The organism is Mycoplana sp. 10N416 (genome assembly GCF_056394765.1).
Genome location: NZ_JBFTIM010000006.1, coordinates 138388 through 161051 on the forward strand (window position 1 = coordinate 138388; position 22664 = coordinate 161051).

The 22664-nt window shown below is 62.0% G+C and carries 20 protein-coding genes and 1 tRNA gene; 8 read left to right on the plus strand and 13 right to left on the minus strand.

Annotation, left to right across the window (positions count from 1 at the left end):
* The first annotated feature begins 121 nt into the window (after positions 1-121).
* Positions 122-1645 carry a helix-turn-helix domain-containing protein gene (locus AC1DDS_RS14020; RefSeq protein WP_477479458.1) on the plus strand — a complete coding sequence of 508 codons (1524 nt, stop codon included), beginning with the start codon at positions 122-124 and terminating at the stop codon, positions 1643-1645.
* On the opposite strand, the gene AC1DDS_RS14025 is transcribed toward AC1DDS_RS14020, so the two are convergent.
* The 9 genes from AC1DDS_RS14025 to AC1DDS_RS14065 form a co-directional block, all read right to left on the minus strand.
* Positions 1642-4386, minus strand: coding sequence for an ATP-binding protein (locus AC1DDS_RS14025; RefSeq protein ID WP_477479459.1), 2745 nt, complete (start codon positions 4384-4386; stop codon positions 1642-1644). The genes AC1DDS_RS14020 and AC1DDS_RS14025 overlap by 4 nt on opposite strands.
* Positions 4383-4616 (minus strand): hypothetical protein, encoded by a 234-nt coding sequence (locus tag AC1DDS_RS14030; RefSeq protein ID WP_477479460.1) that lies wholly within the window; start codon positions 4614-4616, stop codon positions 4383-4385. Before AC1DDS_RS14030 ends, AC1DDS_RS14025 begins: the two co-directional genes overlap by 4 nt.
* 55 nt (positions 4617-4671) lie before the next feature.
* Positions 4672-5067 (minus strand): response regulator transcription factor, encoded by a 396-nt coding sequence (locus AC1DDS_RS14035; RefSeq protein WP_310416063.1) that lies wholly within the window; start codon positions 5065-5067, stop codon positions 4672-4674.
* 514 nt (positions 5068-5581) lie between these two features.
* Positions 5582-5657: transfer RNA gene (locus tag AC1DDS_RS14040), tRNA-Lys, on the minus strand.
* Between the two features lie 246 nt (positions 5658-5903).
* Positions 5904-6821, minus strand: a complete 918-nt coding sequence (locus AC1DDS_RS14045; RefSeq protein ID WP_477479461.1) for a PhzF family phenazine biosynthesis protein — start codon at positions 6819-6821, stop codon at positions 5904-5906.
* A gap of 255 nt (positions 6822-7076) precedes the next feature.
* Positions 7077-8180, minus strand: coding sequence for an endonuclease/exonuclease/phosphatase family protein (locus AC1DDS_RS14050; RefSeq protein WP_477479462.1), 1104 nt, complete (start codon positions 8178-8180; stop codon positions 7077-7079).
* Between the two features lie 206 nt (positions 8181-8386).
* Entirely contained in the window at positions 8387-9607 is a 1221-nt protein-coding gene (locus tag AC1DDS_RS14055; protein WP_477479463.1) for an aminotransferase-like domain-containing protein, read from the minus strand.
* A 138-nt stretch (positions 9608-9745) separates the two neighbouring features.
* Entirely contained in the window at positions 9746-12322 is a 2577-nt protein-coding gene (locus tag AC1DDS_RS14060) for a putative bifunctional diguanylate cyclase/phosphodiesterase (RefSeq protein WP_477479464.1), read from the minus strand.
* A gap of 127 nt (positions 12323-12449) precedes the next feature.
* Positions 12450-13004: an RBBP9/YdeN family alpha/beta hydrolase gene (locus AC1DDS_RS14065; RefSeq protein ID WP_477479465.1), complete on the minus strand. Its 555-nt coding sequence runs from the start codon at positions 13002-13004 to the stop codon at positions 12450-12452.
* Positions 13005-13161: 157 nt separating this feature from the next.
* On the opposite strand from AC1DDS_RS14065, the gene AC1DDS_RS14070 reads away from it, so the two are divergent.
* Positions 13162-13962, plus strand: a complete 801-nt coding sequence (locus AC1DDS_RS14070) for a DUF2189 domain-containing protein (protein WP_477479466.1) — start codon at positions 13162-13164, stop codon at positions 13960-13962.
* 595 nt (positions 13963-14557) lie between these two features.
* On the opposite strand, the gene ilvC is transcribed toward AC1DDS_RS14070, so the two are convergent.
* Together ilvC and AC1DDS_RS14080 are read right to left on the minus strand one after the other, a co-directional pair.
* Entirely contained in the window at positions 14558-15577 is a 1020-nt protein-coding gene (ilvC, locus tag AC1DDS_RS14075) for a ketol-acid reductoisomerase (protein WP_477479467.1), read from the minus strand.
* A gap of 45 nt (positions 15578-15622) precedes the next feature.
* Positions 15623-16309, minus strand: a complete 687-nt coding sequence (locus AC1DDS_RS14080) for a TetR/AcrR family transcriptional regulator C-terminal domain-containing protein (RefSeq protein ID WP_477479468.1) — start codon at positions 16307-16309, stop codon at positions 15623-15625.
* Between the two features lie 157 nt (positions 16310-16466).
* Between AC1DDS_RS14080 and AC1DDS_RS14085 the strand changes: the two genes are divergently transcribed.
* The 3 genes from AC1DDS_RS14085 to AC1DDS_RS14095 all read left to right on the plus strand — a co-directional run bounded on the left by AC1DDS_RS14085 (position 16467) and on the right by AC1DDS_RS14095 (position 17782).
* Positions 16467-16703 (plus strand): hypothetical protein, encoded by a 237-nt coding sequence (locus AC1DDS_RS14085; protein ID WP_477479469.1) that lies wholly within the window; start codon positions 16467-16469, stop codon positions 16701-16703.
* A gap of 176 nt (positions 16704-16879) precedes the next feature.
* Entirely contained in the window at positions 16880-17263 is a 384-nt protein-coding gene (locus AC1DDS_RS14090) for a BRA0787 family protein (RefSeq protein ID WP_477479470.1), read from the plus strand.
* A gap of 309 nt (positions 17264-17572) precedes the next feature.
* A complete protein-coding gene (locus tag AC1DDS_RS14095; protein ID WP_192245584.1) occupies positions 17573-17782 on the plus strand; it encodes a cold-shock protein in 210 nt (69 codons plus the stop codon).
* Between the two features lie 173 nt (positions 17783-17955).
* Here AC1DDS_RS14095 and AC1DDS_RS14100 read toward each other — a convergent pair whose 3' ends face one another.
* Positions 17956-18420, minus strand: a complete 465-nt coding sequence (locus AC1DDS_RS14100) for an Lrp/AsnC family transcriptional regulator (protein WP_310416786.1) — start codon at positions 18418-18420, stop codon at positions 17956-17958.
* A 176-nt stretch (positions 18421-18596) separates the two neighbouring features.
* On the opposite strand from AC1DDS_RS14100, the gene AC1DDS_RS14105 reads away from it, so the two are divergent.
* A complete protein-coding gene (locus AC1DDS_RS14105; protein WP_477479471.1) occupies positions 18597-19319 on the plus strand; it encodes an aspartate/glutamate racemase family protein in 723 nt (240 codons plus the stop codon).
* 161 nt (positions 19320-19480) lie between these two features.
* On the opposite strand, the gene AC1DDS_RS14110 is transcribed toward AC1DDS_RS14105, so the two are convergent.
* Entirely contained in the window at positions 19481-20233 is a 753-nt protein-coding gene (locus AC1DDS_RS14110; protein WP_477479472.1) for a pyridoxine 5'-phosphate synthase, read from the minus strand.
* Between the two features lie 334 nt (positions 20234-20567).
* Between AC1DDS_RS14110 and AC1DDS_RS14115 the strand changes: the two genes are divergently transcribed.
* A complete protein-coding gene (locus tag AC1DDS_RS14115; RefSeq protein WP_477479473.1) occupies positions 20568-21671 on the plus strand; it encodes a hypothetical protein in 1104 nt (367 codons plus the stop codon).
* Between the two features lie 211 nt (positions 21672-21882).
* The gene (locus AC1DDS_RS14120) at positions 21883-22557 is read left to right on the plus strand and encodes a MerR family transcriptional regulator (protein WP_477479474.1); all 675 of its coding nucleotides are present in this window, start codon (positions 21883-21885) and stop codon (positions 22555-22557) included.
* The last annotated feature ends 107 nt before the right edge of the window (positions 22558-22664 follow it).

Consider the following 22664-nt stretch of genomic DNA (forward strand, 5'->3'; position numbering starts at 1 on the left):
GTCGTTGGGTCGCGCAAAGAGACTGTCACAGAATGTTATATTCTCAATAAGTATTTGACATTACATAGATTTTTTGTTACAAAATGGAATTTGGTAAATTCACATTTGTAAAGAATTTACAATGGTCAAGTTCAGGACGCCGATCGGGGCGCGCATAAGGCGCAAGCGTGTCGCCGCAGGCCTGTCGCAGGTGGCGCTGGCGCGGACGCTGGGGATTTCCGCCAGCTATCTCAATCTCATCGAAAGCAACAAGCGCAGCATCGGCGGCAAGCTCCTGCTGCGCATCGGCGAGCGGCTCGGTATCGACCTCGAGCACCTGTCGGGCGAGAGCGAGGCCCGCACCATCGCTGCACTCGGTGACTTGATGGCGGAGCCGCTGATGCGCGGGATCGAGATCGAGCCTCAGTCGATCCGCGATCTCGTGGCGCGATTTCCGGAAGCCGGAACCGCGCTGGCGCGCCTACACCGGGCTTATGCGGACGCCACGATGGAAATCGAAGTGCTCCGCCAGCGATTGAAGTCGGATCCGCTGCTGTCTGAAATCCTGCACGAGATCCTGAACCGCATCGCAGGTATCAAATCCGGCGCGGAGATCCTGGCCGATATCCCGGACATTACGGAGGATGAACGCAGGCGCTTCATCACTACCATCAACACCGAGGCGCGCGAGCTGGTTCCGACCACACAGAGCCTGCTCGCCTACTTCGACCAGACCTCCGCCCGCCAACGGCCGGTTTCGCCGGTGATGGAAGTAGACGAGGCGCTCATCACCCATAACAACCATTTTCCGGAGTTGGAGACGATCGCCGAGGCCTTACGTCGAGAACTCGCCGGGAGCGGTCCGATCGATGAAAGGCAGCTCGCTGCGGCACTGGAGCGACGGTTCGGCATCTCGTGCCGTATCGGCAACGCCGCTGCGGCATCGGCAGACGCGCCCGAGCTCGTGTTTTCAGAGACGATACCCCGCCCGGCCCGGATTTTCCGCATGCTGCGCGCCTACGCCTCGAAAGCCTCTGCCTCCAGCCTTGCGCAAACCACGGAGCAGCTCGAACTGTCGACCGAGGAAGCCAGAGGGTTAGCGCTGCGCGCGCTTTCCTCCTACGTCGCCGGGTCCATCATGATGCCCTACGACGACTTCCTGCGCATGGCGGAGGACAACCGTTATGATGTCGAGCTGCTGAGCGGCATCGCCGGTGTCAGCTTCGAGCAGGCCGCGCATCGGCTGGTGACGCTGCGTGCCAGAGGGCGCGAAGGCCTGCCTTTCGGCTTCCTGCGCGCCGATCGCTCGGGCCGCCTCACCAAACGCTTTCCCCTGCCCGGCCTGACCATACCGGGCTTCGGACATGGCTGCCCGCTCTGGCCGATCTATGATGCGTTCTCGACCGGGGGCGTGGTGCGGCAGGTCTCTGTCTTTCCCGGCGGCGGCCGCTTCCTGCTGGTCGCGAAGACGGTATCCAAACAGGCCGCCCGGTTCGGGCAAAAGCCGCTGACCTTCTCCATCATGCTGGCCTGCGATGTCGTCCATGCGGACCGCACCGTCTATGGCGATGGCCTCGACCTCAGTGCCGCGCCGGTCGAGGTCGGGCCGTCCTGCGCCCCCTGCCCGCGCCTGAGCTGTGCCCACCGGCAGGAGATACCGCTCTAAGCCTGCTCCGGGACCGCGGCGGTGTCCGCCGGCTGCCAGATCGGCAGGACGATTCGGAAGCATGCGCCCGGCAGCACGCCCCTGGTTAACTCAAGCCGCCCGTTCAGCTTGCCGACGATCTTGTGGCTGATGTTGAGACCAAGGCCAAGACCTTGGGAATCGTGCATGCCGTCCGGCTCGGCGCGCACGAACTTGTCGAAGATCTTGTTGTGATAAACCGCCGGAATGCCGGGGCCGTTGTCGGAAATAGCGACAATGTAGCCCTCCTCGGATCGGCCTGAGGAAACGTGGACCACGGGGTTCTTCGCATCATTGTGCGAGATCGCATTGGCGATGATGTTGATGAATACTTGGCTGAGCCTGCCGGTATCGGCCAGCACAATGCAGCTTCCGGCCCGCACGCCGTTTTCGATCGAAACGAAGCGCTTGCGCGCCAGCGCCTCGCAGACAGCAATGGCCTGCTCGAGAACCTGCTCCGCATCAACCGGCACATTCTCCCAGTCGCGCTCCCCTTGCTCGAGCGCGCTGAGGTCGAGGATTTCATCGAGCAGTTTGGTCAGCCGCACGCTTTCGTTGTGGATGGTGCTGACGAAGCGGACCCGCTGTTCGGGTGTGAGGTCTTCGGGCACCATCAGGATCTCGGCGAAGGAACGGATCGAGGTCATCGGCGTGCGCACTTCATGGCTGACCTGCGACAGGAATTCGTCCTTCTGCTGATGCAGTTCCTTCAGCAGTGCGTTCGCCTCCTTCAGCTGCTGGGCGGTGAAATGCAGTTCCTGCGACTTCAACTCCAGCGCATGGGAATACTCGATCGCCTGCTGCGTTTCGTCTGCGATCTGCATCATCTCCTCCAGCGAGATCGCATCGCCGGCAATGGCCTTGGTGAGCAGGATATGCGCTGATGCCGAGCCGATCGAGCCGGCCAGCTCGCGCTCCAGCCGGGCAATGAAATCGGCCGGAACCCCTTGCTGCGGCGCCGTCTGCCGGTGCGGCACGCCGGCCGAATCGAACAGTGCCCGCGCCCGGCTCCAGCCCAGGACCCGCTCGGCCACGAAGAACAGTTCGCTGGTGGTGGCCGAGCCTCGCAGGATGCGCGGCTGGAAAGAAGCGGAGCGCCGGAACACATCGACGAAGAGCGCTGCCTGGATACGCTCCAGGGCGTTCTGCCTGGTCAGCGCCGAGACACACAGCAGCATCGAGACATTCGCCAGCATGCTCCAGAACACGGAGTGAACCAGCGGATCCATGCCTTCCATGCCGAACAGGGCCTCTGGCCGCAAGGCCCTGATACCCCAGGTTCCGTTGGCCACGACGTCGGCGACGATCGGGCTGAACGTAGCGAAGGACGGCAGGAACAGTGTCCAGGCCCAGACGACAAAGCCACAGGAGATCCCCGCCAGCGCCCCCTTCATCGTGGCCGTGCGCCAGTAGAGCGCTGCCAGCATGGCGGGCAGGAACTGGGCGACGCCGCCAAACGAGATCAGTCCGATCGGCGCCAGCGCATCCGAACCTTGCGTCAGCCAGAAGTAGAGAAAGCCGAGCAGCAGCATCAAGGCAATCGAGATGCGGCGGCTGCGCAGCAGCAGCCTGGCGATGCCGCGATCCCCGGCCTCCTCTCCCAGTGAGGCCGCCCGCAGCGCCAGCGGCACGACGATATGGTTCGACACCATGATCGACAGCGCGATGGAGGCGACGATAATCATCGAGGTGGCGCTGGAAAAGCCGCCGATGAAGGCGAAAAGCGCCAGCGCGTCATGCCCGGTCTTCATCGGCAGGGTCAGCACGAACATGTCCGGGTTCGATCCCGCCGGCATGGTCGACTGACCATAGAGAGCGATCGGCAGGATGAATACGCTCATGGCGAGCATATAGCAGGGAAAGGCCCAGCTTGCGGTACGCAGATGGTCCTCGTTGGAATTTTCGACCACGGTGATCTGGAACTGGCGCGGCAGGCAGATGACCGCGCAGGCGGACAGGAACAGCACGGCGACCCAGCGGCTGCCAAACGGCTCGTTTTCATGGATGCGCACGCCGGCCTCCACGGCGCGCACATAGATGTCGGAGATGCCGCCGCTGACGCCAAAGACCACGAAGATCCCGACCGCGACCAGTGCTAGCAGCTTCACCACGGCCTCGAAGGCAATGGCCGCCACGACGCCGGGATGGTGCTCGCGCGCGTTGACGTTGCGGGTGCCGAACAGGATGGTGAACACCGCCATGCCGATGGCGACGCCGAGCGCCAGCGTGACCTCGTCGAGCGTTGCCAGGTGATCGGTTCCACCTCCCTTGGCGACCGACACGGTCTGGATGGAGGTGGTGATCGCCTTGAGCTGCAGCGCGATATAGGGGGTGATGCTGACCACCGCGATCAGCGTGACCAGGACCGCCAGCCGGCTCGATTTGCCGAAGCGTGACGACAGGAAGTCGGCGATCGACGTGATGTGCTGGCTGTGGGCGATGCGGATGAGCTTGCGCAGCAGGAACCACCAGCCGACGAAGACCAGTGTCGGGCCCATGTAGATTGCCATGAACTCCAGCCCGCTGCGGGCCGCGGTGCCCACGGCACCGTAGAACGTCCAGCTCGTGCAGTAGACCGAGATCGACAGCGTGTAGACGACGGGCGAGCGCAGGAAGCCGGCATTGCCCGCCTTGGCCCGCGCATCGGACAGATAGGCGAGCAGGAACAACAGCCCCACATAGCCGACCGCCGTCAGGATGACGAAATCGGGCGACAGCATCATGCTTGGCGGCCCGGTGGCTCTAGGGGCGGTGGGGAGGCCTGGTCCGCTTCTGCTGCGGGCGTCGCTTCGCGAAACTGATGGCGGCGCGAGAGCAGCACCGCCGCTGCGATGACAAGGAGCCAGACTCCGAACAGGTACAGCACTTCGACCGGCACGCCGAATGCGGTGCGTAAATCCCCGAACAGGTTCAGAAGCGGCGGCAGCAGCAGGACGACGCCGAAAAAGGGCACCAGAAACGCGACGTCCTCACGCTCCGCGTGCTCCTCCTTCGAAGTGCCCGGTGGACTAGGCATGGGCGACCGAGGCGGGGCGTGGCCGGCTGTCGAGAATGCGGCGGACGGCGTCCACCACGTCACCATTTGCATAAGGCTTGGTGATGAAACCGTCCGCTTTCAGATCCATCGCCGCCTGCCGGTCATATTGCTGACCGCGCGCGGTGAGGATGAGAACGGCGGTCGACGCCAGCGCCGCGTTGGAGCGCAGTATCTTCAAGACGTCGAGACCGCCGCGCTTGGGCAGCATGATGTCCAGCAACACGAGGCGCGGCCGGAAATGCAAGACCGCCTGCAACGCGGCCTCGCCGTCGCGCGCGACACCGACGGACCAGCCACAACGGGTCAGGATGAATTCAAGCGATTCCAGAATCGCCTGTTCATCTTCGACAATGAGAACGTCCGTCATCACAGCAGCCCCTCCCAAAGGCTGTGAACGGTTTTGCCGCGCCCCCCCCAACAGACTGCGGCTGCCGGAACCTGAAAATGTCCGGTCTTCTTCTTGTAGGCCCCTATCCCAGTCCAAATCGGCCGCTAAATCAAGCCATCATAGGCGCAAGCCCGGCAGGACGAGCCCGCCGCGCGGTCAATCCATCCAGCAAGTGCGCGTAACCATGTCTTATGCCGTGGTTGTCAAGTGCGCGATTCGCCCGCGGGCGGCCGACATAACGCGCGAGAGCGGCCGCCGCCTCGAGCTGCGCCTCTCAGGGCTCCAGGTCGATCGAGCGTGATGACACGCGTAACCGGCTGACGCCCATCGGGGTATCAATGCAGCCGTTGCTCGATGCGCAGGGCCGGATGCTAAAGGCTGTCGAGAAGGACCGTTACCAGGTCGAAAGAAGCCGCGTCTCGTGCGACTTCCGGAAAGCCTCACGGGTCCCAAAAAGAAGATTGGGAAATCGTGAATTGAAATTGAAAGTGTTTGGTGGGTGATCACGGGCTCGAACCGTGGACCCGCTGATTAAGAGTCAGCTGCTCTACCAACTGAGCTAATCACCCGTCCAGAACCGCGTCGCTGCGGTCTGGTGCGGCGTATAATGGGGTTCACCGGGCTTGTCTAGCCACTCTCCGAATTTTTCTTCGGCACAGCAACATTTTTTTGATGCGGCCCGCCGGCGGCATGTTTTTCGATGCAGATGCCAGGACATGACGTGGTCGGGCGACCGGACAAGAGATTGAATTGATGCGGAAACCTGCCTGGCGGGAGTTGAAACAACGCAGCCACGGCAGCCCGTCCCCCGGCCGCTACAGTTCCAGGACACCGGAGGCGATGCGAATGGCCTGTCCGCCGATCCGCGCTCCGGCGATCTGCCCCGCGGCAATGTCGAGATGCAGGTGGATGAGCGAGGGGCGGCCCATCTCGACCCCCTGCTCGACAAGGATCGGATGATGTCCGTCGACCATCTGGTCGAAGAACTGGATGGCGCCGGACAGCGCGGCCACCGCCGCCCCGGTCGCGGGATCTTCCTTTATTCCCATCTCAGGGGCAAACATCCGCGCATGGAAACGGGCGAGATGATTGACCCCGCCGCGGCAATAGAGATAGGCCGCCGCGAGCCGCCCCTCCGCGAACGGAACGCAGCGCTGCCAAATCGCCGGGTCAAACTCCGCGTCCGACGCGGCGAGAAGATCGTGGACCGGTACCATCACGAACGCGACGCCGGCACTCCACAGAGAGGGCACGTGGTTCTCGAAACCGATCTGCGTCGGCTTCAGGCCGAACGCTTCGGCGATGCTCTGGCGCTCCAGGACGGCGTCCAGGTGCACGGACTTGCGCGGCAGGTCGAACTCGGCGAAGGAGGCTCCCGTCGCCGGGATCGTCACTGCACAGCGTACCGGGCCGATCTTCTCCTCCAAAACACTGACCAGATCGAGCGGTCTGGCGTCACCGCCGTTCAGCATCTCCGCGATCGCGATGGCCGCACCGACCGTTGGATGACCGGCGAAAGGCAGTTCGTAGCCGGCCGTAAAGATACGCACCTTCGCGGTATGGGCCGGATTGTTCGCCCGCTGCACGAAAACCGTTTCGGACAGGTTGAATTCGCTTGCAATCGCCTGCAATTGAACATCGTCCAGCCCATCGGCATCGAACACGACGGCAAGCGGGTTGCCTGCAAGCCGACGGTCGGTGAAGACGTCATAGATGGCGTATCGGCGCGACACCAATTGCTCCTTGGACGATCGTATCGCCCGGCAAACTGCACGAGCTTTCCGCTCGCGGCAAGGGTAAATCACCCACCGCCCATGCTCGAAGGACCAGCCGCGACCAGCGGCTGCCCGCGAGTTCGCTTCGATTGGGGACACCCGCTTCAGCCGAAAGGGACGCGACTTTCTCACGTCCTGGATGCACACCTGCAAGATAGTGAAGGCCTCCCCGTTCCGCGAACGCTCCCGGACGTTTCGAAGGGGGCTCACGCGTCATATGTCGAGGGTCATGACGACCGGGCAATGGTCGGACGCTTTCGGCCGGTCCCAGCCGATGCGTGGATAGCGCTCGACCGCCTGCCCTGGCGGAAAGGGTGTCCGAAATGGCTGTCCGGCGCGGATGATCTCCGGAACCCTTGTATGGTTGCGGCGCGACAGCGCCGGCGAGAGCAGGATGTAGTCGAGCTGGCAAAGATGCCGGTCAGCCGGCCCCATGTTGTGGAAGAGCGTCCAGCGATCGTCTTCCGCCCGGCGCAGCACCGGGTTTTCGACGAAGCCGTCCCAGGTGAAGGCATCGATGCCGCTCCGCGCCTCCTCGACCCGCCTGAACGTGTAGCCGTTGCGGCGGTCGCCCTCGACGGCGAGTTTTTCCTGGTAGTCGTTCATATCGCCACAAATGGCGAAGTGCTTGTTGGCCGTGTTGCCGGCACCGAAGCGGTCCTCGATGATGCGCCGCACCGCTTTCGCCTCGGCCGTGCGCACCGGCATCGTGGCCGACCGTCCGTCGAGGCCCCCGTTCCCCGGCCCCATCGACTTGAAATGCACGACATAGAGGGTCAGCGGCCGTCCGCCGATCCTCAGGTCGAGTTCCAGGCAGTCGCGCTTGAAGACGCGATCGTCCGGCATGAGCGGTGCAAGCTCGGGGCCATAGAGATCGAGGTCACGATAGGTGACCGCGGCATGGCTGCGCACGTCCACGCATTCGATCTTCTGGCCGTCGAGGGTTTGCTCACGCATCAGCACCGCCACGTCGATGCCGCGCTTGTCGTTCCCCTCGATCAGGTAGCGTTGCCGATAGCCGTTGCCGACCATCTTGAAGAGATAGCCGTACTCGAAGGCCTGCAAGGCCTCCATGTTGTCGACCTCCTGCAGGCAGAGGATATCGGCGTCGGCATCGGCGATCGCAAGCGCGGAGTGCTGGCGGGCGTCGTCGGTCAGCGCGATCGTGCGCGCCTCCTCCAGGCGTTGATACTCCGCCTCACTGCGAATTTTGAAGAGGCGCAGCACCCGATCCTGACGCGTCTGGTTGCGAAAACCGACGGACTCGAATCGGGACATGAGATTTTCAATATTGAAGGTGGCCAGTCGAAGAGACATGAGGATACAACCGTTGCAGTGAAGCGGAGTGTATACGCCGCCGGCCGAATGGGAAGCCTCCAGAAATCTGCCGGAAGGATGTAGAACCGCATGTCCCTGCGCTTCGCCGCAGCAGCGTCGAGGGCCATCGCGTGCGGCGCCCCGAGGGCTAGACCACGCCCGCGGAGCTCCCGATCGATATAAACACCTCTGGCACGACTCGCTGCTTAGGCGAGCTCTTCGCCGATCAAAGCCCCCAGACGGGAAATGCCCTCGTCAATCGTCTTTTCGTCGGCACAGGAGAAGGAGATGCGGAAGGTGTTGGCGCCGCTTCCGTCGGCGTGGAACGCCTTGCCCGGAACGAAAGCGACCTTCTTCTTCTCTATTGCCTTGGCGAGCAGGCTGGCGCCGTCCATGCCTTTGGGCAGCGTCACCCAGATGAACATGCCGCCCTCCGGCCGCGTCCAGTTGACGCCTTCGGGCATGTATTTGGCAAGTGCCGCCAGCATCGCATCACGCCGCTGGCTGTACGCCGCCTTGATCTTCTTGACCTGTGCGTCGAACCCGCGCTCGGCGACGTGGGCGATCGCCATCTGGTTGATCGTCGAGGAGTGCAGGTCAGCCGCCTGCTTCATCAGCACGAGCTTGCGGATGACGTCCGAATTGGCAACCACATAGCCGACGCGCAGGCCCGGCGCGAGGGTCTTGGAGAAACTGCCGCAATAGATGGTGCGGGTGGAATTGATGTCTCCGCCCTTGCGCGCCAGTTCCAGCGCCAGAATAGGCGGGATCGCCTCGCCATCATAGCGCAGCGACTGGTAGGCGGCGTCCTCGATGATGGCGACATCCAGTTCCTCGGCGAGATCGATCAGTTTCTCGCGGCCGGCCCGGTCGACAGTCTCGCCGGTCGGGTTGGAGAAATCGGCCGAAAGATAGGCAAATTTGACTTTGCCGCCGGCCTCCTTCGCCGTCTGGCGGTAGCCCTCCGGTGTGCGATTGCCGTTCAGCGTCAGTTGGTCGTAGTTCGGCTCATAGGCGTTGAAGGCCTGGAGCGCGCCGAGATAGGTCGGCCATGTGACGAGGGCGGTGTCGCCGGGAGAAAGAAACAGCTTGCCGAGGTAGTCCAGCCCCTGCTGCGAGCCGGAGACGATGAAGACGTTGTCGGCGGAACAGGCGACGTCGAGCTTCTTCATCTCGCCTGCGATCCACTCGCGCAGCGGCTTGTAGCCCTCGCTGACCGAGTACTGCAGCGCGGCGTTCACGGCGCTACCGGAGAAGATGTCGGCGTATGCTGCCTTGAAGTCCTGGTCCGGAAACAGCGCCGGGTCGGGAATGCCGCCGGCGAAGGAAATAATGTCCGGACGGTCCAGGAGTTTCAGCAGTTCGCGGATTTCCGACGCCTTCATCCGGGACGAACGCGTGGCAAAGATATCTTCCCAGTGCAACATGGGGCCTTCCTCGGAATTTCGTAATGAGGGAGAGAATCACACGGACCAATTTAAGTCAACGGTACTGACCTATAACCGTACTCTCCACCGGGGCCGTACTACCGCGAATTCGCAGCGGCAAGAGCCCCGGCCCCGACTTCAATTGCCGATTTTCCGCTTCAGTCGTTCGTGCAGGTCGCGTGCCGTGGCAAAGCCCTCCCGCCAACCCTGGGCGCCCACAAAATCGGGAATGGCCGATGCCGGCATCGGTCGGGCCAGCGCATAGCCCTGCAGAGTGTCGCATCCCATGTCGCGCAGCATCTGCACATGGATGGCCGTCTCGGCTCCCTCGGCCGTGACGGCGATATCCAGCGAACGGCCGATTTCAATGATCGTGCCGACGAGCCGGCGCTGCGCCATCGAATGGACGATCGGCTTGACGAGTTGGCGATCGATCTTCAACCGACGGGGCAAGAGCCGTATCAGCCCGACGATGGATGCGTGTCCGGTACCGAAATCGTCGATCTCGATATCGATGCCGCGCTTGCGGATTTCCGCCAGATTATCGAGTACCGTTTGATCGCACTCATCCAGAAAGATCGACTCCAACAGCTCGAACGAAAGGCGCCCGGGCTCAATCGGAAGTGCGCGCAAGGAAACTCCCAGATCGGGATCATGCAGCCGGCGGGACGAAACGTTGACGGACAGCTTTGGGATCCCAAGTCCGGCGTCATCCCATGCCTGGAGATCGCGAACGGCCCGCTCCAGGATCTGCCGGTCGATCGCCGCAACGGCGTTGAGCTCCTCGGCAATCGGAAGGAACGTATCAGGCGCCAGGATACCCCGTTCGGGATGATGCCAGCGCGCCAATGTCTCGACGCCGACCAGATCAAGCGTGCGGGCGCAGAACTGCGGCTGGTAATAGGGAACGAATCGATGTTGCTCGAGCGCCGCCATGATCTCGTCGGCATTTTTTCTGCTGGTCTCGATTTGCGCCTGAAAGTCGCGCGTGAAGAACTCATGGCGCCCGCGCCCGCCGTTCTTGGCCCGGTAGAGGGCAAGGTCGGCATCGACAAGCAGTTGCTTGCCATCGATCGAGGGGTCGGCAGCGCTGGCAATGCCGATGCTGGCGCCGACGCGGCAGATATTGCCCTGGAACGGCACGGGTTTGCACATGGCCCTCACTATTCGATCGGCGAGGTCCCCGAGATGGCGCTTAGGCGATCCACACACCAGAAAGACGAACTCGTCCCCGCCGATCCGGGCGACGAAATCCTCCGGCCCCATCTGCGCGGTCAGAACGCCGGCCGCATGCGTCAGCATTCGGTCCCCGGCCGTATGACCGAGCGTGTCGTTTACCTCCTTGAAGCGATCGAGATCGATGTGGAGAACCGACAGGCGCGTTCCATTCTGCGCGGCGGTTCGCGCCCGCTCCTCCAGCGCCGAATCGAGATAGCGTCGATTCGGCAGGCCGGTCAGATGGTCATGCAGCGCGGTGTACTCGATCCGCGCCCTCGCCTCCTCCAGCGCCGCGCTGCGGGCCTCGGCGAGATCCTTGGCGCGTTGAAGCTCCTGCTGCAGCAAAACGTCTTCGGTAACATCCCAATTTGCGCCGATGAGCCGCCGCACGCCATTGACGTCGACGAACGGCGCACCCCGGGCGCGGATATGGCGTATCTCGCCGCTCCGCACGATCCGGAAGGCATGGCTGTATGGCGCACCATCCGCAACCGATCGCTCTACAACAGCGGTTGCCGATTGCCGGTCATCCGGATGGACCGAATCCTGCCAATCTGTCGGTCCGACGGGTTTGCCCCCCTTGCCGTACATCTCCCGCACGCGCTCGTCCCAGCTGACGGCTTGGGTGTCGAGATCGACCTCGAACACACCGATGCGCGAGATATCCAGCGCCAGTTCCAGTCGCCGCGACAGTTGCGCAAGTCGCTCCTCGGCCGTCTTGCGCTCCGTGATATCGGTATCGGTTCCGGCAATCCGCGACGGTCTGCCGTCTGGTCCGTACTCGACCACCGCACCCCGGCTTTCAATCCAGATCCACTGGCCGTTGCGATGCCGCTCGCGATAGGAAAAGACGTTGAAGATCGCTTCGGCGCTTTCCTGTCTGCTGATTTCCACGAGAACCCGCTCGCGGTCATCCGGGTGAACGCTCTCGATCCAGGCCCCGAGCGATCCGTCGACGGCCTCGTCCGGCGCCAATCCGCGTATCGCTTTCCACCGACGGGAATAGAACATTTCGCCCTTGGCGAAGTCGTGGTCCCACACACCCTGGCCGGCGCTCTCAAGCGCGTGGTTCCATCGGCTTTCGCTGTCGGCCAGTTCGAGTTCACGGCGCTTGCGCTCATCGATGTCGACGAGGTGCACGCCGAGGCGCCCCTCCTCTCCTTCGCCGTAACGCACGATTGACAGCAGGCACCAGAACGACGTTCCGTCCTTGCGCTGCAGACGAAGTTCCAGGGGCTGCCGCGTAGAGTCATCGCCGGCATTCGCCGCGGCCACCGCGTCTGCAAGAACACGTCTGTCGTCGACATGCGCAATCTGATCAAGTGCGGGCAGATCCCCCACGTTGGCGACGCAGAACATATCCAGCAAGGCCGGGTTGGCGGCGGCAAATTTCAGAGAAGGATCAACGCTCCCGAGCCCAAATGGCGACAGTCGGGCAAACATGCCAAGCGGATCGCTCTTGCACGAATTCAACTCTTGATCGACCAATAAACCCATGTGCTCGGCGCCTGCATGCGGAATACAAACGGCAGCATCTGAGAATTGGATGAAGTTCCGATTAATGCCGGAGACTGAAGTTGAATCTGTTGTCTCCCGCATTTGTTGCATGCAGAGACGGACGAACTCAGACCTTCAGGCGGCCGAGGAATTGCGCGAACACCATGCCGCCTTCCGGCCAGGGGCCATGACCGGATTCGGTGTTGATGTGTCCCGACTGGCCCGCATCGACGAAGAGCGATCCCCAGGCATTCGCAATGTCTTCCGCGTGCTCGAAGCTGCCAAAGGAGTCGTTGCGGCTTGCCACCATTAAAGAAGGAAATGGAAGCGGGTCGCGCGGATAGGGGCCGAATGTCATCAGGTGTTTTGGTCGAATGGCGGGATTGGCAACGTCGGGGGGAGCGACGAGAAAGGCGCCGACGATCTTGTGGCCCACCGTCGGCACCGCATGGATCGCCGTCGCGACGCCGAGCGAATGGGCGACGATCACCACCGGCTTCTCCGCCGCCTCGACTTCTTCGACGACGCGTCGCACCCAATCTTCCCGCACCGGCTTGGACCACTCGGCCTGCTCGACGCGACGCGCGGTCGAAAGCTTCGCCTGCCACCGGCTTTGCCAGTGTCCAGGCCCGGAGTTCGTGTAGCCGGGTATGATGAGAATATCTGCTTCAGACGCTTTCATAATGCAGCGATGTGCGTTCGCAATGCCCTGGAGTCAAGGGGCAGGACAACCCGGTTCAACGATGTTATGGTTTAGCGACATCTAAAAGACCTCCGTGAGGCGGCCCATGGTTTGCCCACGGCGGCCCTGACGGCTCAACCGGCAAGGAGGACTGAGTATGGCCACATTTCACGTGATGTCGGGCGCACAACAGGGAGCCGCCCAGCCCGTGGTCCGCAAGATCAGCATCGGCGAGGTCTGGGACGCGTTCTGGCTGGGTTTTGACGACTTTCGAGAAAAGCCGTCGCACTACGTTTTCCTCTGCCTGATATTTCCGATATCCGGCTTGGCCCTCATCACCTGGAGTTCCGGGGCCAATCTCCTGCCGATCATCTTCCCGCTGATGGCCGGGTTCGCGCTGCTCGGGCCTGTCCTTGCGTTGGGCCTCTATGAAGTCAGCCGCCGCCGAGAAGCCGGTCTCGACAGTTCCTGGCAGCACGCGCTCGAGGTCCGGGATTCCCCCGCCCTGCCGGCCATCCTGGCGGTCGGCGCCTTACTGCTCGCGCTGTTCATTACCTGGATCCTCGTTGCGCAGTACCTCTACGCGAGCCTCTTCGGCCCAGAGCCGCCGACCTCGTATTCGGTCTTTCTGTCCCAGATCTTCGGCACCACCGCGGGATGGACGCTGATCGTCCTCGGCAATCTCATTGGCTTCTGTTTTGCGGTTATTGTTCTCGCGATGACGGTCGTGGCCTTTCCGCTGCTGCTCGATCGCGACGTCGGTGCGGTATCCGCCTTGGAAACCTCGCTTCGCGCGACCATGACCAACCCCATCCCGGTCGCCTTCTGGGGACTGATCGTCGCCATCTGCCTGTTCATCGGCACGATCCCGGTCTTCGCCGGTCTCGCCGTCATGATGCCGATCCTCGGCCACGCCACCTGGCATCTGTATCGCAAGCTGGTCGTCGCCGAAAAGTGACCTAGCTTGGCCTGCCATGCCGCGTCCTGGGATGGACGATGGAGATTGCCGTCGTCCATTTCGAGACCGTCTGCGTGCCGGCCAACGCGAGAGAGTGGTCGCTAACAGGAAAATTGCGCACCACCGACCCGGGTAAATGGGGTCCGATGGCGACCGCTTCAGGCCTTGCCTTCCCCGCCATAGAGGCTTGCAAGCACGAGCGCGGCGATCGCACTCAGGATCATCACATCGAACCAGGCGAAATAAGAGAAAAACGTTGCCATCACACTATCCTCCCCGATCGTGAAACGACACTGAGAAGAGTGTGTTCCCTTCGCGCGATGATTGCAACGGCCATTTCTCCCGACAAAACCGCGGGATAGCGTAGCGCTGACCACTGGCCTTACGTAACCGAACCGCCAAAGCAGGCGATGAATGGCGCGGCGAAGCAATTCTCAACGCACCATCCCGAAAACGATCCGCAGGCAGCCCGCACGCGGAAAAGAAAAAGCCGGGACAATGTCCCGGCTTCTTCGTCTTTGAGCTAGTTTCCGAACCACCACCGCTCGCATTCGCATCGACGGATGCGACGATGAAGTGGCAGCCGATCGAGGGCTTAGTTGACGGCCTTGTCGACCAGCTTGTTCTTGCCGATCCAGGGCATCATGCCGCGCAGTTTGGCGCCGACTTCCTCGATCTGGTGCGAGTCGTTGTTGCGGCGAATGCCCTTGAAGCGTGCGCCGCCAGCCTTCCATTCCTGCATCCACTCGGAGGTGAACTTGCCGGTCTGGATGTCCTTCAGGACGCGCTTCATTTCGGCCTTCGTCTCGGCGGTGATGATGCGCGGGCCGGAGACGTATTCGCCCCACTCTGCGGTGTTGGAGATCGAGTAGTTCATGTTGGCGATGCCGCCTTCATAGATCAGGTCGACGATCAGCTTCACTTCGTGCAGGCACTCGAAATAGGCCATTTCCGGTGCGTAGCCGGCCTCGACCAGCGTTTCGAAGCCGGCACGGATCAGTTCGACCAGACCGCCGCAGAGAACGACCTGCTCGCCGAACAGATCGGTTTCGCACTCTTCCTTGAAGTTGGTCTCGATGATACCCGAACGGCCGCCGCCGACGCCGCAGGCGTAGGAGAGCGCGAGGTCGAGGGCGTTGCCCGAAGCGTTCTGGTGAACGGCGACGAGGCAGGGAACGCCGCCGCCCTTCTGGTATTCGCCGCGAACCGTGTGGCCCGGGCCCTTCGGCGCGATCATGACGACGTCGACCGAAGCCTTCGGCTCGATCAGGCCGAAGTGGACGTTGAGGCCGTGGGCAAAGGCAATGGCGGCGCCGTCGCGGATGTTGCCGGCGATGTCGGCCTTGTAGATGTCGGCCTGCAGTTCGTCCGGGGTCGCCATCATCAAAAGGTCGGCCCACTTGGCGGCTTCGGCAACCGTCATGACCTTGAAGCCGTCGGCTTCGGCCTTCTTGATGGTCGGCGAGCCGGCCTTGAGCGCGATCACGACGCCCTTGGCGCCGGAGTCCTTCAGGTTCAGCGCGTGGGCGCGGCCCTGCGAGCCGTAGCCGACGATGGCGACGTTCTTGGCCTTGATGAGGTTGAGATCGGCATCACGATCATAATAGACGCGCATTGATGTTTCCTTCCCTTGCTTGTCCGTTTTCCTCGAGCGAACGCCCTACGCGTCCGCCATTGCTTCCACGCCGTAGAGAGCGAGGAAGGACGTCACCGCCCGATCCGCCCGCCCGGCGAATTCCTTTTCAAGTGTCTTCGGGTCCTCACCGAGCAACATGCGCAGATGCGCGTCGGTAACGATCAGTCCATACAGCGTGCCGTAGGCCGCGTCGGCATCATCGAAGGACAGCAGCCCCGCCGTGCGCCCGGCCTCCAGCAGCATCGCCGCCCGACGCCCGATCTGGCGCCGGCCACGCTCCTCCAGCAGGCGCCCGAGCGTCGGCGCGCCGCGACCGGTTCCGCCACGGTTCGTCTTGCCCACCGTCTGGCCGATCGCCAGCCGGTTCAACGCCAGCGACACATCGCCGGACAGAACGTCGAGCAGATCATGCGCGAAGGCCGCCAGGTGCCGGCGCAAGCCGTCGGCAGTCAGCGCCTCGGCATCGACCTCGACGGTGCGGACCTTGCCCGCCTGATAGGAAATCATCGCCGACAGCAATCCGTCGCGGTCGCCGAACCATTTGTAGAGGCTTTCCTTGGAGCAATTGGCGGCGCGCGCAACGCCAGCCGTGGTCACGGCCTTCTCGCCGCCCTCGACGAGCAGATTGAGCGCGCTTTCGAGCACGGCATTCTGGCGGTCGGTCAAGCCGGCCCGCTCCCCTGTCCCCGCGCTCTTTTGGGCGATCTGCATGTGCCTATCCTTGCGTACCGTACGGTACGGTTCGGCATCGTTCTAGGCCATCTTGGCGCCGGCGGTCAACAGAAAATATTGCTCCCGCCGTTCGGCAAATCGTACCGGCCAATCGAGGAAAATCGCACACCGCAGCGGCATGAATGTGGTGAATTCAATGGAAGGCATCACGCCCCTCGCGACTCAGTCGGACGCGCTCGCGGTTTCGCAGCCATTCGCAGAGGCGCCGCCCGCCACTTGGAACCCCATCAAACACTTGGAGCTATCGCCTGATGGCGGCCACCCGACCTCCGGGACGCAGGTGATTCTGAAACGCGAACACAGGATTCCGTCCAGAAAATCGCAAAAAGAAGAGCATGAATCACAACATGCACAGATCGTCTCAACCGTTTGAACTGAAACAAAATTCCCTGAATTCGGCCCAAAAACATATATTCGCGCATCATTTTTCTCTTCCCAAGACATTTCATCTCGATAGAATTGGTGAGGCCACCGCGCGATTGCGAGTTCGAAATCGTGCGGCGCCGCTGCAGGAGTACGCAGCCAACCCCGACGCCAAGGAGACAGAAAATGCTAAATTTCCTGCCGGACCTTCACGAAGGACACGCTCCCATCACCCTGCAACACCTGTTTCGCGATGCCATCGACGCCTTCGTCGACTGGAAGGTTGGCGAGGCCGAGCCATATGTAATGCACGATGGCATGCTGGTACCGATCAATACGGTTTTCGACGCCTTGCGCGACTGCACCGACATCGTCCCCAAGACCGTCAGGGAAATGGTGACCGAGCGACTGACCAAACCCTGGGACGGCGAAGGCCCGCTGGATGCAATGAGTTTCTCCACCGCTGCGCGCGTGATGGGTGTCCTGATCCGCAAACGCCGCCTTCAGGAGGGACTGAACGAGACGGTCTTCGTGACAAGTGAGCGCCGCGCCGCGCCGCCACTTCACTAACGATCCGCACACTCCCGGGCCCCCCCGCGCACGCTGGCGCGGCGGTGGCCTTTTCCGTTTCGACGGGAGGGGAACCGATCCGCGATGCGCCCAAAGTATGCAAAGTGTCGACGATCAAAGCACTTTTCGGACTCATCTTGACCTTTACAGTAAAACCCCCTATGTGACGGCGATCGAGATTTGAACGACGACTTTTGCTTTTGCGCTCTCGGCGCTGTTGACGAACTTCCCCTTCAAATTCGACCAAGCTGGATCATCGGTCGGTTTGGCCGGTTATCCGATAATGATTTGCCGAGGAAAGGTTTCGTCATGGCAACTGGTACTGTCAAATGGTTCAACACCACCAAGGGTTACGGCTTCATCGCTCCCGATAGCGGCGAGCCGGATGTATTCGTGCACATTTCTGCTGTTCAGCGTGCAGGCCTCGCAGGCCTGAACGACGGCCAGAAGGTAAGCTACGAGCTCGTCCGCGACCGCAAGTCGGGCAAGATGTCTGCTGACCAGCTGGAAGCAGCCTAAGCACCCTTGAGGTGATTTCCGCCGTTGACCACGGATGTACTGGCAGCGGCAGGAAAGATGGAAGGCCGGATTTTTCCGGCCTTTTTTGTTGCCTGTTTTCCGGCCTGAAGCATGTCTCCCGAAAGTGGGAACCGGTTTCGGGACAAAGACATGCAAAAGAACAGGTGGCGCAGCTATCTCGCGTAGCCGACGGGAACCGCGTTTCCGCTTTTGAGCACCTCCATCGAGATCGACGCCGACACGTCGAACAGTTCGACCTTCCGCACGATCTCCTTGTAGATGACATCATAGTGCTCGACCCGCGGCAGGACGATCTTCAGGATGTAGTCGTAGTTGCCGGTCAGCCGGTGCGCCTCGACGATTTCGGCAATGCCGCTGATGGCCTTGCGAAAGAGCTCGATCCACTCGTCGCTATGGTGCGCCGTCTTGATCAACGCAAAGACCGTCGTCGGCACCCCCATCTTCTCGCGGTCGAGAACGGCAACGCGTCCCATGATATGACCGCTCTCCTCGAGCTTCTGGATGCGCCGCGCGCAAGCCGACAGCGACAGGTTCACCCGCTCGGCCAGTTCCGCGACCGGAACACCGGCATCCGCCTGCAGCAACGACAGAATCTTCGTGTCACGTTCGTCGAGAATCATGCGTTCAGCTCCGACTGGAATCGATGTATGCGCGAATAATTCGCGCATATGATCATGCCCGCAACAAAAATGATGCATAGCGGTCTAGATTGGCGCCGCATTTCGCGAACAATTGCCGCCGCGCCCGTTGCATATTGCCTCCATCATCCTTTGGACAGTGAGGGGCAGGACATATGAAGACGATCGGTCTCATCGGCGGCATGAGTTTCGAGAGCACGGCGGTCTACTACCGCATGATCAACGAGGCCGTGCGCGAACGGCGCGGCGCGCTGCACTCCGCTGAGATCGTCCTCCATTCCGTCGATTTCCAGGGTATCGTCGACTTGCAGAAGGCGGGCCGATGGGACCTCGCCGGTGAACGCCTCGGTAGCGTCGCCAAGGGCCTTGAGAACGCCGGGGCGGGTTGCGCGCTGATCTGCACCAACACGATGCATCTCGTCGCCGACACCGTTCAATCCGCCGTAAATGTCCCGGTCATCAACATCATCGACGAGACCGCGAATGCGCTGAAGGCGGCCGGCAAGCAGCGGCCCCTGTTGCTTGCAACCCGCTACACGATGGAGCACGGCTTCTATACGGAGCAGATGGCTCGAAATGGCCTCTGCGCCATCGTGCCGGAAGCCGACGATCGTGCAATTGTCCACGACGTGATCTTTCAGGAGCTTTGCGCCGGCCGGATCCTGGACGAGTCACGAGATCGGCTGCTCGGGATCATCGAAAAGGCCAAAATCGATGGCGCCGACAGCGTCATTCTGGGCTGCACCGAGATCTGCCTTATCCTGGATCCCGACAACCTTCCCCTGCCCGGCTTCGATTCCACCGCAATCCACGCCGCCGCCGCGGTTGACTTTGCCCTCGGCGGAGCGATCCGTACGCACCCGACATTGGCGGCCTGACGCCACGACTGCGTTTGTCTTTGACTATAAAGGCTGAAGTGCCGACCGGGCAGTAATCGGCCAAACCGATTTTGCCAGTCGGCTGCGCGGGTGCGGGCCGCGTCCCAGTCGTCACAGAGCTGCGCGCCCCTGATCAGCACGTAATCCGCAGGTCAGCCTGCTCAGACATTCTGCCCGCAAGCGCGACGGAAGCGGCGCACCGTTTCCGCCATGCCGTACATCAGCGCATCCGCGGTCAGGCCGTGTCCGATGGAGACCTCGGCAAGTGCGGGGATGCGCGCGACCAGCGCGGGGAGGTTGGCGACGGTCAGGTCGTGGCCGGCATTGACGTCGAGGCCGAGATCGAGGGCAATCTCAGCAGTCTGCCCCAGCGTCTCCGCCACTCTCGCCGCTTGCGCCGGGTCATCATAGCAGCCGCCATAAGGCCCGGTGTAGAGCTCTATGCGATCGGCGCCAACGTCCTTGGCAATCTTCAATGCCTCGCGATCCGGATCGCCATCGGCAAACAGCGAGACCCGCAGCCCAAGCTGCTTGACGCGGCCGATCACTTTCTCCAGCAGCGCACGATCCTTGCGGAAGTCCCAGCCATGATCGGATGTCGCCTGCGACGGATCATCCGGAACCAATGTTACCTGTTCCGGTCGATGCTCTTCGACCAGGCGTAGGAAACCCTCCTCCGGAAAGCCCTCCATGTTGAATTCGGCACCGGGGAAGGAACCGTCGATCAAGGTCCGGATCGGAGCGAGGTCGGAAAAGCGGATGTGGCGCTGGTCGGGCCGCGGGTGCACCGTCAGCCCGCTGGCACCGGCTTCAAGAGCGATGCGACCCAGACCCGTGACACTGGGCCACGGCAGGTCGCGCCGGTTGCGGAGCATTGCGATCGCGTTCAGATTGACCGACAGTTTCGCAGCCATGACAGCACCTTCCTAGTTCTCGGAGGAAAGGTCTAGCCTGTTGTTTCCTTTCGTTCAATCCGCGTTTATCCGGTATTGAGCACTCGCGGATGGATTGGCGCGTTCAATCGCTCTCCACACCCAACCGCAGCACGGCAGCAACACTGAGTTGCTTTTTGATGATCTGCGACCAGACAACAACTTGCGCGCTCGGAAGTTTCACCGATAGGTTCGGCACAAAGATACGTACCTATCAACTCGCTAATGAATGACGACGAATGAGCAGCAACATGGTCGCAGCGGCAAAATCGCGGTGAAAGGCTCGGAAGCATCCGCCGAGACGGTTAAAGCCTGCGTGAAAGACATCCTTGCAAGCCGGGTGTTTTCACGGTCTGGACGGCTGCGCGCTTTCCTGCAGTATGTGGTCGAAAGCGAATTGGCGGGCAAGGCCGGCCAGCTCAAGGGGTATACGATCGGCGTCGACGTCTTCGGACGCCCGACCGGTTTTGATTCGGGCAGCGACCCGATCGTGCGCGTCCAGGCAGGCAAGCTCAGAAAGCTGCTCGAGGAATACTACGCGGACGAAGGAGCAAACGCACCGCTACGCATTCGTATTCCGACCGGCAGCTATGTTCCCGAATACGAAATAGTGGCGGCGAGCAGCGAGGAGCCCGCAAAACCGGAACCGGTGAACGCCGCGTCCGACCGGCCCGGGAAACAAAGGAGCTGGCGCCACGGCAAGCCCGCACCGGTCTCATCGCATCTCGCGCTTCTGACACTGTTGCCCTTGTTCGTCCTCGCGCCGGCGACCTACCCGAGGACCGCACTCACCACGATTGCAGATGCCAAATTTTCGATCGAAGCAACAAGTGCCGAATCCGACCGCGGCACCGCATTGCCAACTCTGCGGATCGAATCCTGCCCGCATGGGGGCACTAAGTGCCGCGAATTCGCCGAGGCGATAGCAAACGCGGCTGGCTACTACCGGACGATTCGCTTGGAACCAGATGCCGCCGACGATCGGCCAGGTCCGCTCTTCTACACCCTTCGCCTCGAAGCCGGCAGCAAGCGCGACGCCGTCTTTGCGCGCCTTGTGCATGACGAGAGCGGCGCAACGATACACGCGGAGCATTTTCCTGCCGGGGAGCTGGATGACAAGATCGGGGCTGCCTATGAAGCCGTCTCGTTTGCCGGCCGAATTCTTGCCGCGAACGGCCGGATCTATCAGCATGCGGCTCAATCGGGCACCGTCAACGGCTTGATGACCTGCCTGCAGGAGGAAGCCCGGCAACGCTCGTCTGATGGCGTCCCTGCCTCCTGCCGCCCCTCGCCTGGCCTTGATACCTCGTCGGCTCCCCTGCCCGCCGCAAGCCGTGTCGGCCATCCGCGCCAGGAGTACAGGACAACATCCGTTTCCGCACGCACCGATAACCATATGCCGAGTCGGATGCACCCCTAGATATAGGGGTATGAAAGCGTGCGCGCAGCGGTTAGTCTTTTCACATCCTGCAATACGGGCCCACGTCAACGGTGACGGCTGCCCTCGCGAGCGGGATGGAAAATCGAATTTCGATCGGGGACTTGTCGAATGCTTCGGCTCAGCAAGCGGTACCTCGATCCTGTAAGGCAGACGGGGATATCGATGCTGGCATTTAGCCAAGGTGGTTTTCATGATCTCGCGTGAGTCACGAAAAAGCACGACGCCAGGTGGCCGTGCTATCCGCTTTCTGCCTGCTGCCCCCCTGCCGGACAATCTCCCGGAGGGCCGGCTTGCGATCGCCGACATGGCGAACGCCTTCGGCGTCACCCACCGCACGCTGCATTTCTACGAGGAGAAGGGCCTGCTGACCGCCATGCGCGTCGGCCCGATGCGCGTCTACGGACCGGAAGAGATCCAGCAGATGGCGCTGGTCAATACCTGCCGCGAGACCGGCATGCCCGTAGCAGCCATTCAGGAAATGCTCGAGGCGCTTTGCGATGCCGGTTGCCAGCAAGAGGCCGACAGGATTTTTCGCGACGCGATGATCGCGCGCAAGCGGGAACTGACAGCGCAGCAATCCACCATTCGCCGCCAGATGCAGCAGATCAGCGAACTGCTCGATTTCGGCGCCGGACAGGAGAGCGGATCAAACGACACGGGCCAGCACGAAGCGCTGTCCGACGTTGAACTGCGTTGTCTGACCCTGATGGCCGAAGGCTATCCGACCACCCGCATCGCTCGCGCGCTCGAGGTCGAGGCCGGCCAGGTGCAGGCGATGGAGAAGGACATCATTCGCAGGTTCGACAGCAACAATCGCTTTCAAGCCGTCGCCAAGGCCGTTCTGCTCGGCGTCATCGGCAACTAGCGGTCGCCGGAACGCCGTATCGGCTGCCCGTCGGAAGCGCTGCCTGCCGGGGGCATCGTCGACAGTCTTGGTCCGCGCGCCGCGTTTCAGGTCTTTGGTCCCGAAAC

What these genes read in the sequence shown, in the direction of transcription:
- ilvC (WP_477479467.1), bottom strand. Translation starts at nt 15,577, where the DNA reads ATGCGCGTCTATTATGATCGTGATGCCGATCTCAACCTCATCAAGGCC.
- AC1DDS_RS14095 (WP_192245584.1), top strand. Translation starts at nt 17,573, where the DNA reads ATGGCAACTGGTACTGTCAAATGGTTCAACACCACCAAGGGTTACGGC.
- AC1DDS_RS14105 (WP_477479471.1), top strand. Translation starts at nt 18,597, where the DNA reads ATGAAGACGATCGGTCTCATCGGCGGCATGAGTTTCGAGAGCACGGCG.
- AC1DDS_RS14110 (WP_477479472.1), bottom strand. Translation starts at nt 20,233, where the DNA reads ATGGCTGCGAAACTGTCGGTCAATCTGAACGCGATCGCAATGCTCCGC.
- AC1DDS_RS14050 (WP_477479462.1), bottom strand. Translation starts at nt 8,180, where the DNA reads ATGTCTCTTCGACTGGCCACCTTCAATATTGAAAATCTCATGTCCCGA.
- AC1DDS_RS14055 (WP_477479463.1), bottom strand. Translation starts at nt 9,607, where the DNA reads ATGTTGCACTGGGAAGATATCTTTGCCACGCGTTCGTCCCGGATGAAG.
- AC1DDS_RS14120 (WP_477479474.1), top strand. Translation starts at nt 21,883, where the DNA reads ATGATCTCGCGTGAGTCACGAAAAAGCACGACGCCAGGTGGCCGTGCT.
- AC1DDS_RS14035 (WP_310416063.1), bottom strand. Translation starts at nt 5,067, where the DNA reads ATGACGGACGTTCTCATTGTCGAAGATGAACAGGCGATTCTGGAATCG.
- AC1DDS_RS14065 (WP_477479465.1), bottom strand. Translation starts at nt 13,004, where the DNA reads ATGAAAGCGTCTGAAGCAGATATTCTCATCATACCCGGCTACACGAAC.
- AC1DDS_RS14060 (WP_477479464.1), bottom strand. Translation starts at nt 12,322, where the DNA reads ATGGGTTTATTGGTCGATCAAGAGTTGAATTCGTGCAAGAGCGATCCG.
- AC1DDS_RS14090 (WP_477479470.1), top strand. Translation starts at nt 16,880, where the DNA reads ATGCTAAATTTCCTGCCGGACCTTCACGAAGGACACGCTCCCATCACC.
- AC1DDS_RS14020 (WP_477479458.1), top strand. Translation starts at nt 122, where the DNA reads ATGGTCAAGTTCAGGACGCCGATCGGGGCGCGCATAAGGCGCAAGCGT.
- AC1DDS_RS14070 (WP_477479466.1), top strand. Translation starts at nt 13,162, where the DNA reads ATGGCCACATTTCACGTGATGTCGGGCGCACAACAGGGAGCCGCCCAG.
- AC1DDS_RS14080 (WP_477479468.1), bottom strand. Translation starts at nt 16,309, where the DNA reads ATGCAGATCGCCCAAAAGAGCGCGGGGACAGGGGAGCGGGCCGGCTTG.
- AC1DDS_RS14025 (WP_477479459.1), bottom strand. Translation starts at nt 4,386, where the DNA reads ATGATGCTGTCGCCCGATTTCGTCATCCTGACGGCGGTCGGCTATGTG.
- AC1DDS_RS14085 (WP_477479469.1), top strand. Translation starts at nt 16,467, where the DNA reads ATGGAAGGCATCACGCCCCTCGCGACTCAGTCGGACGCGCTCGCGGTT.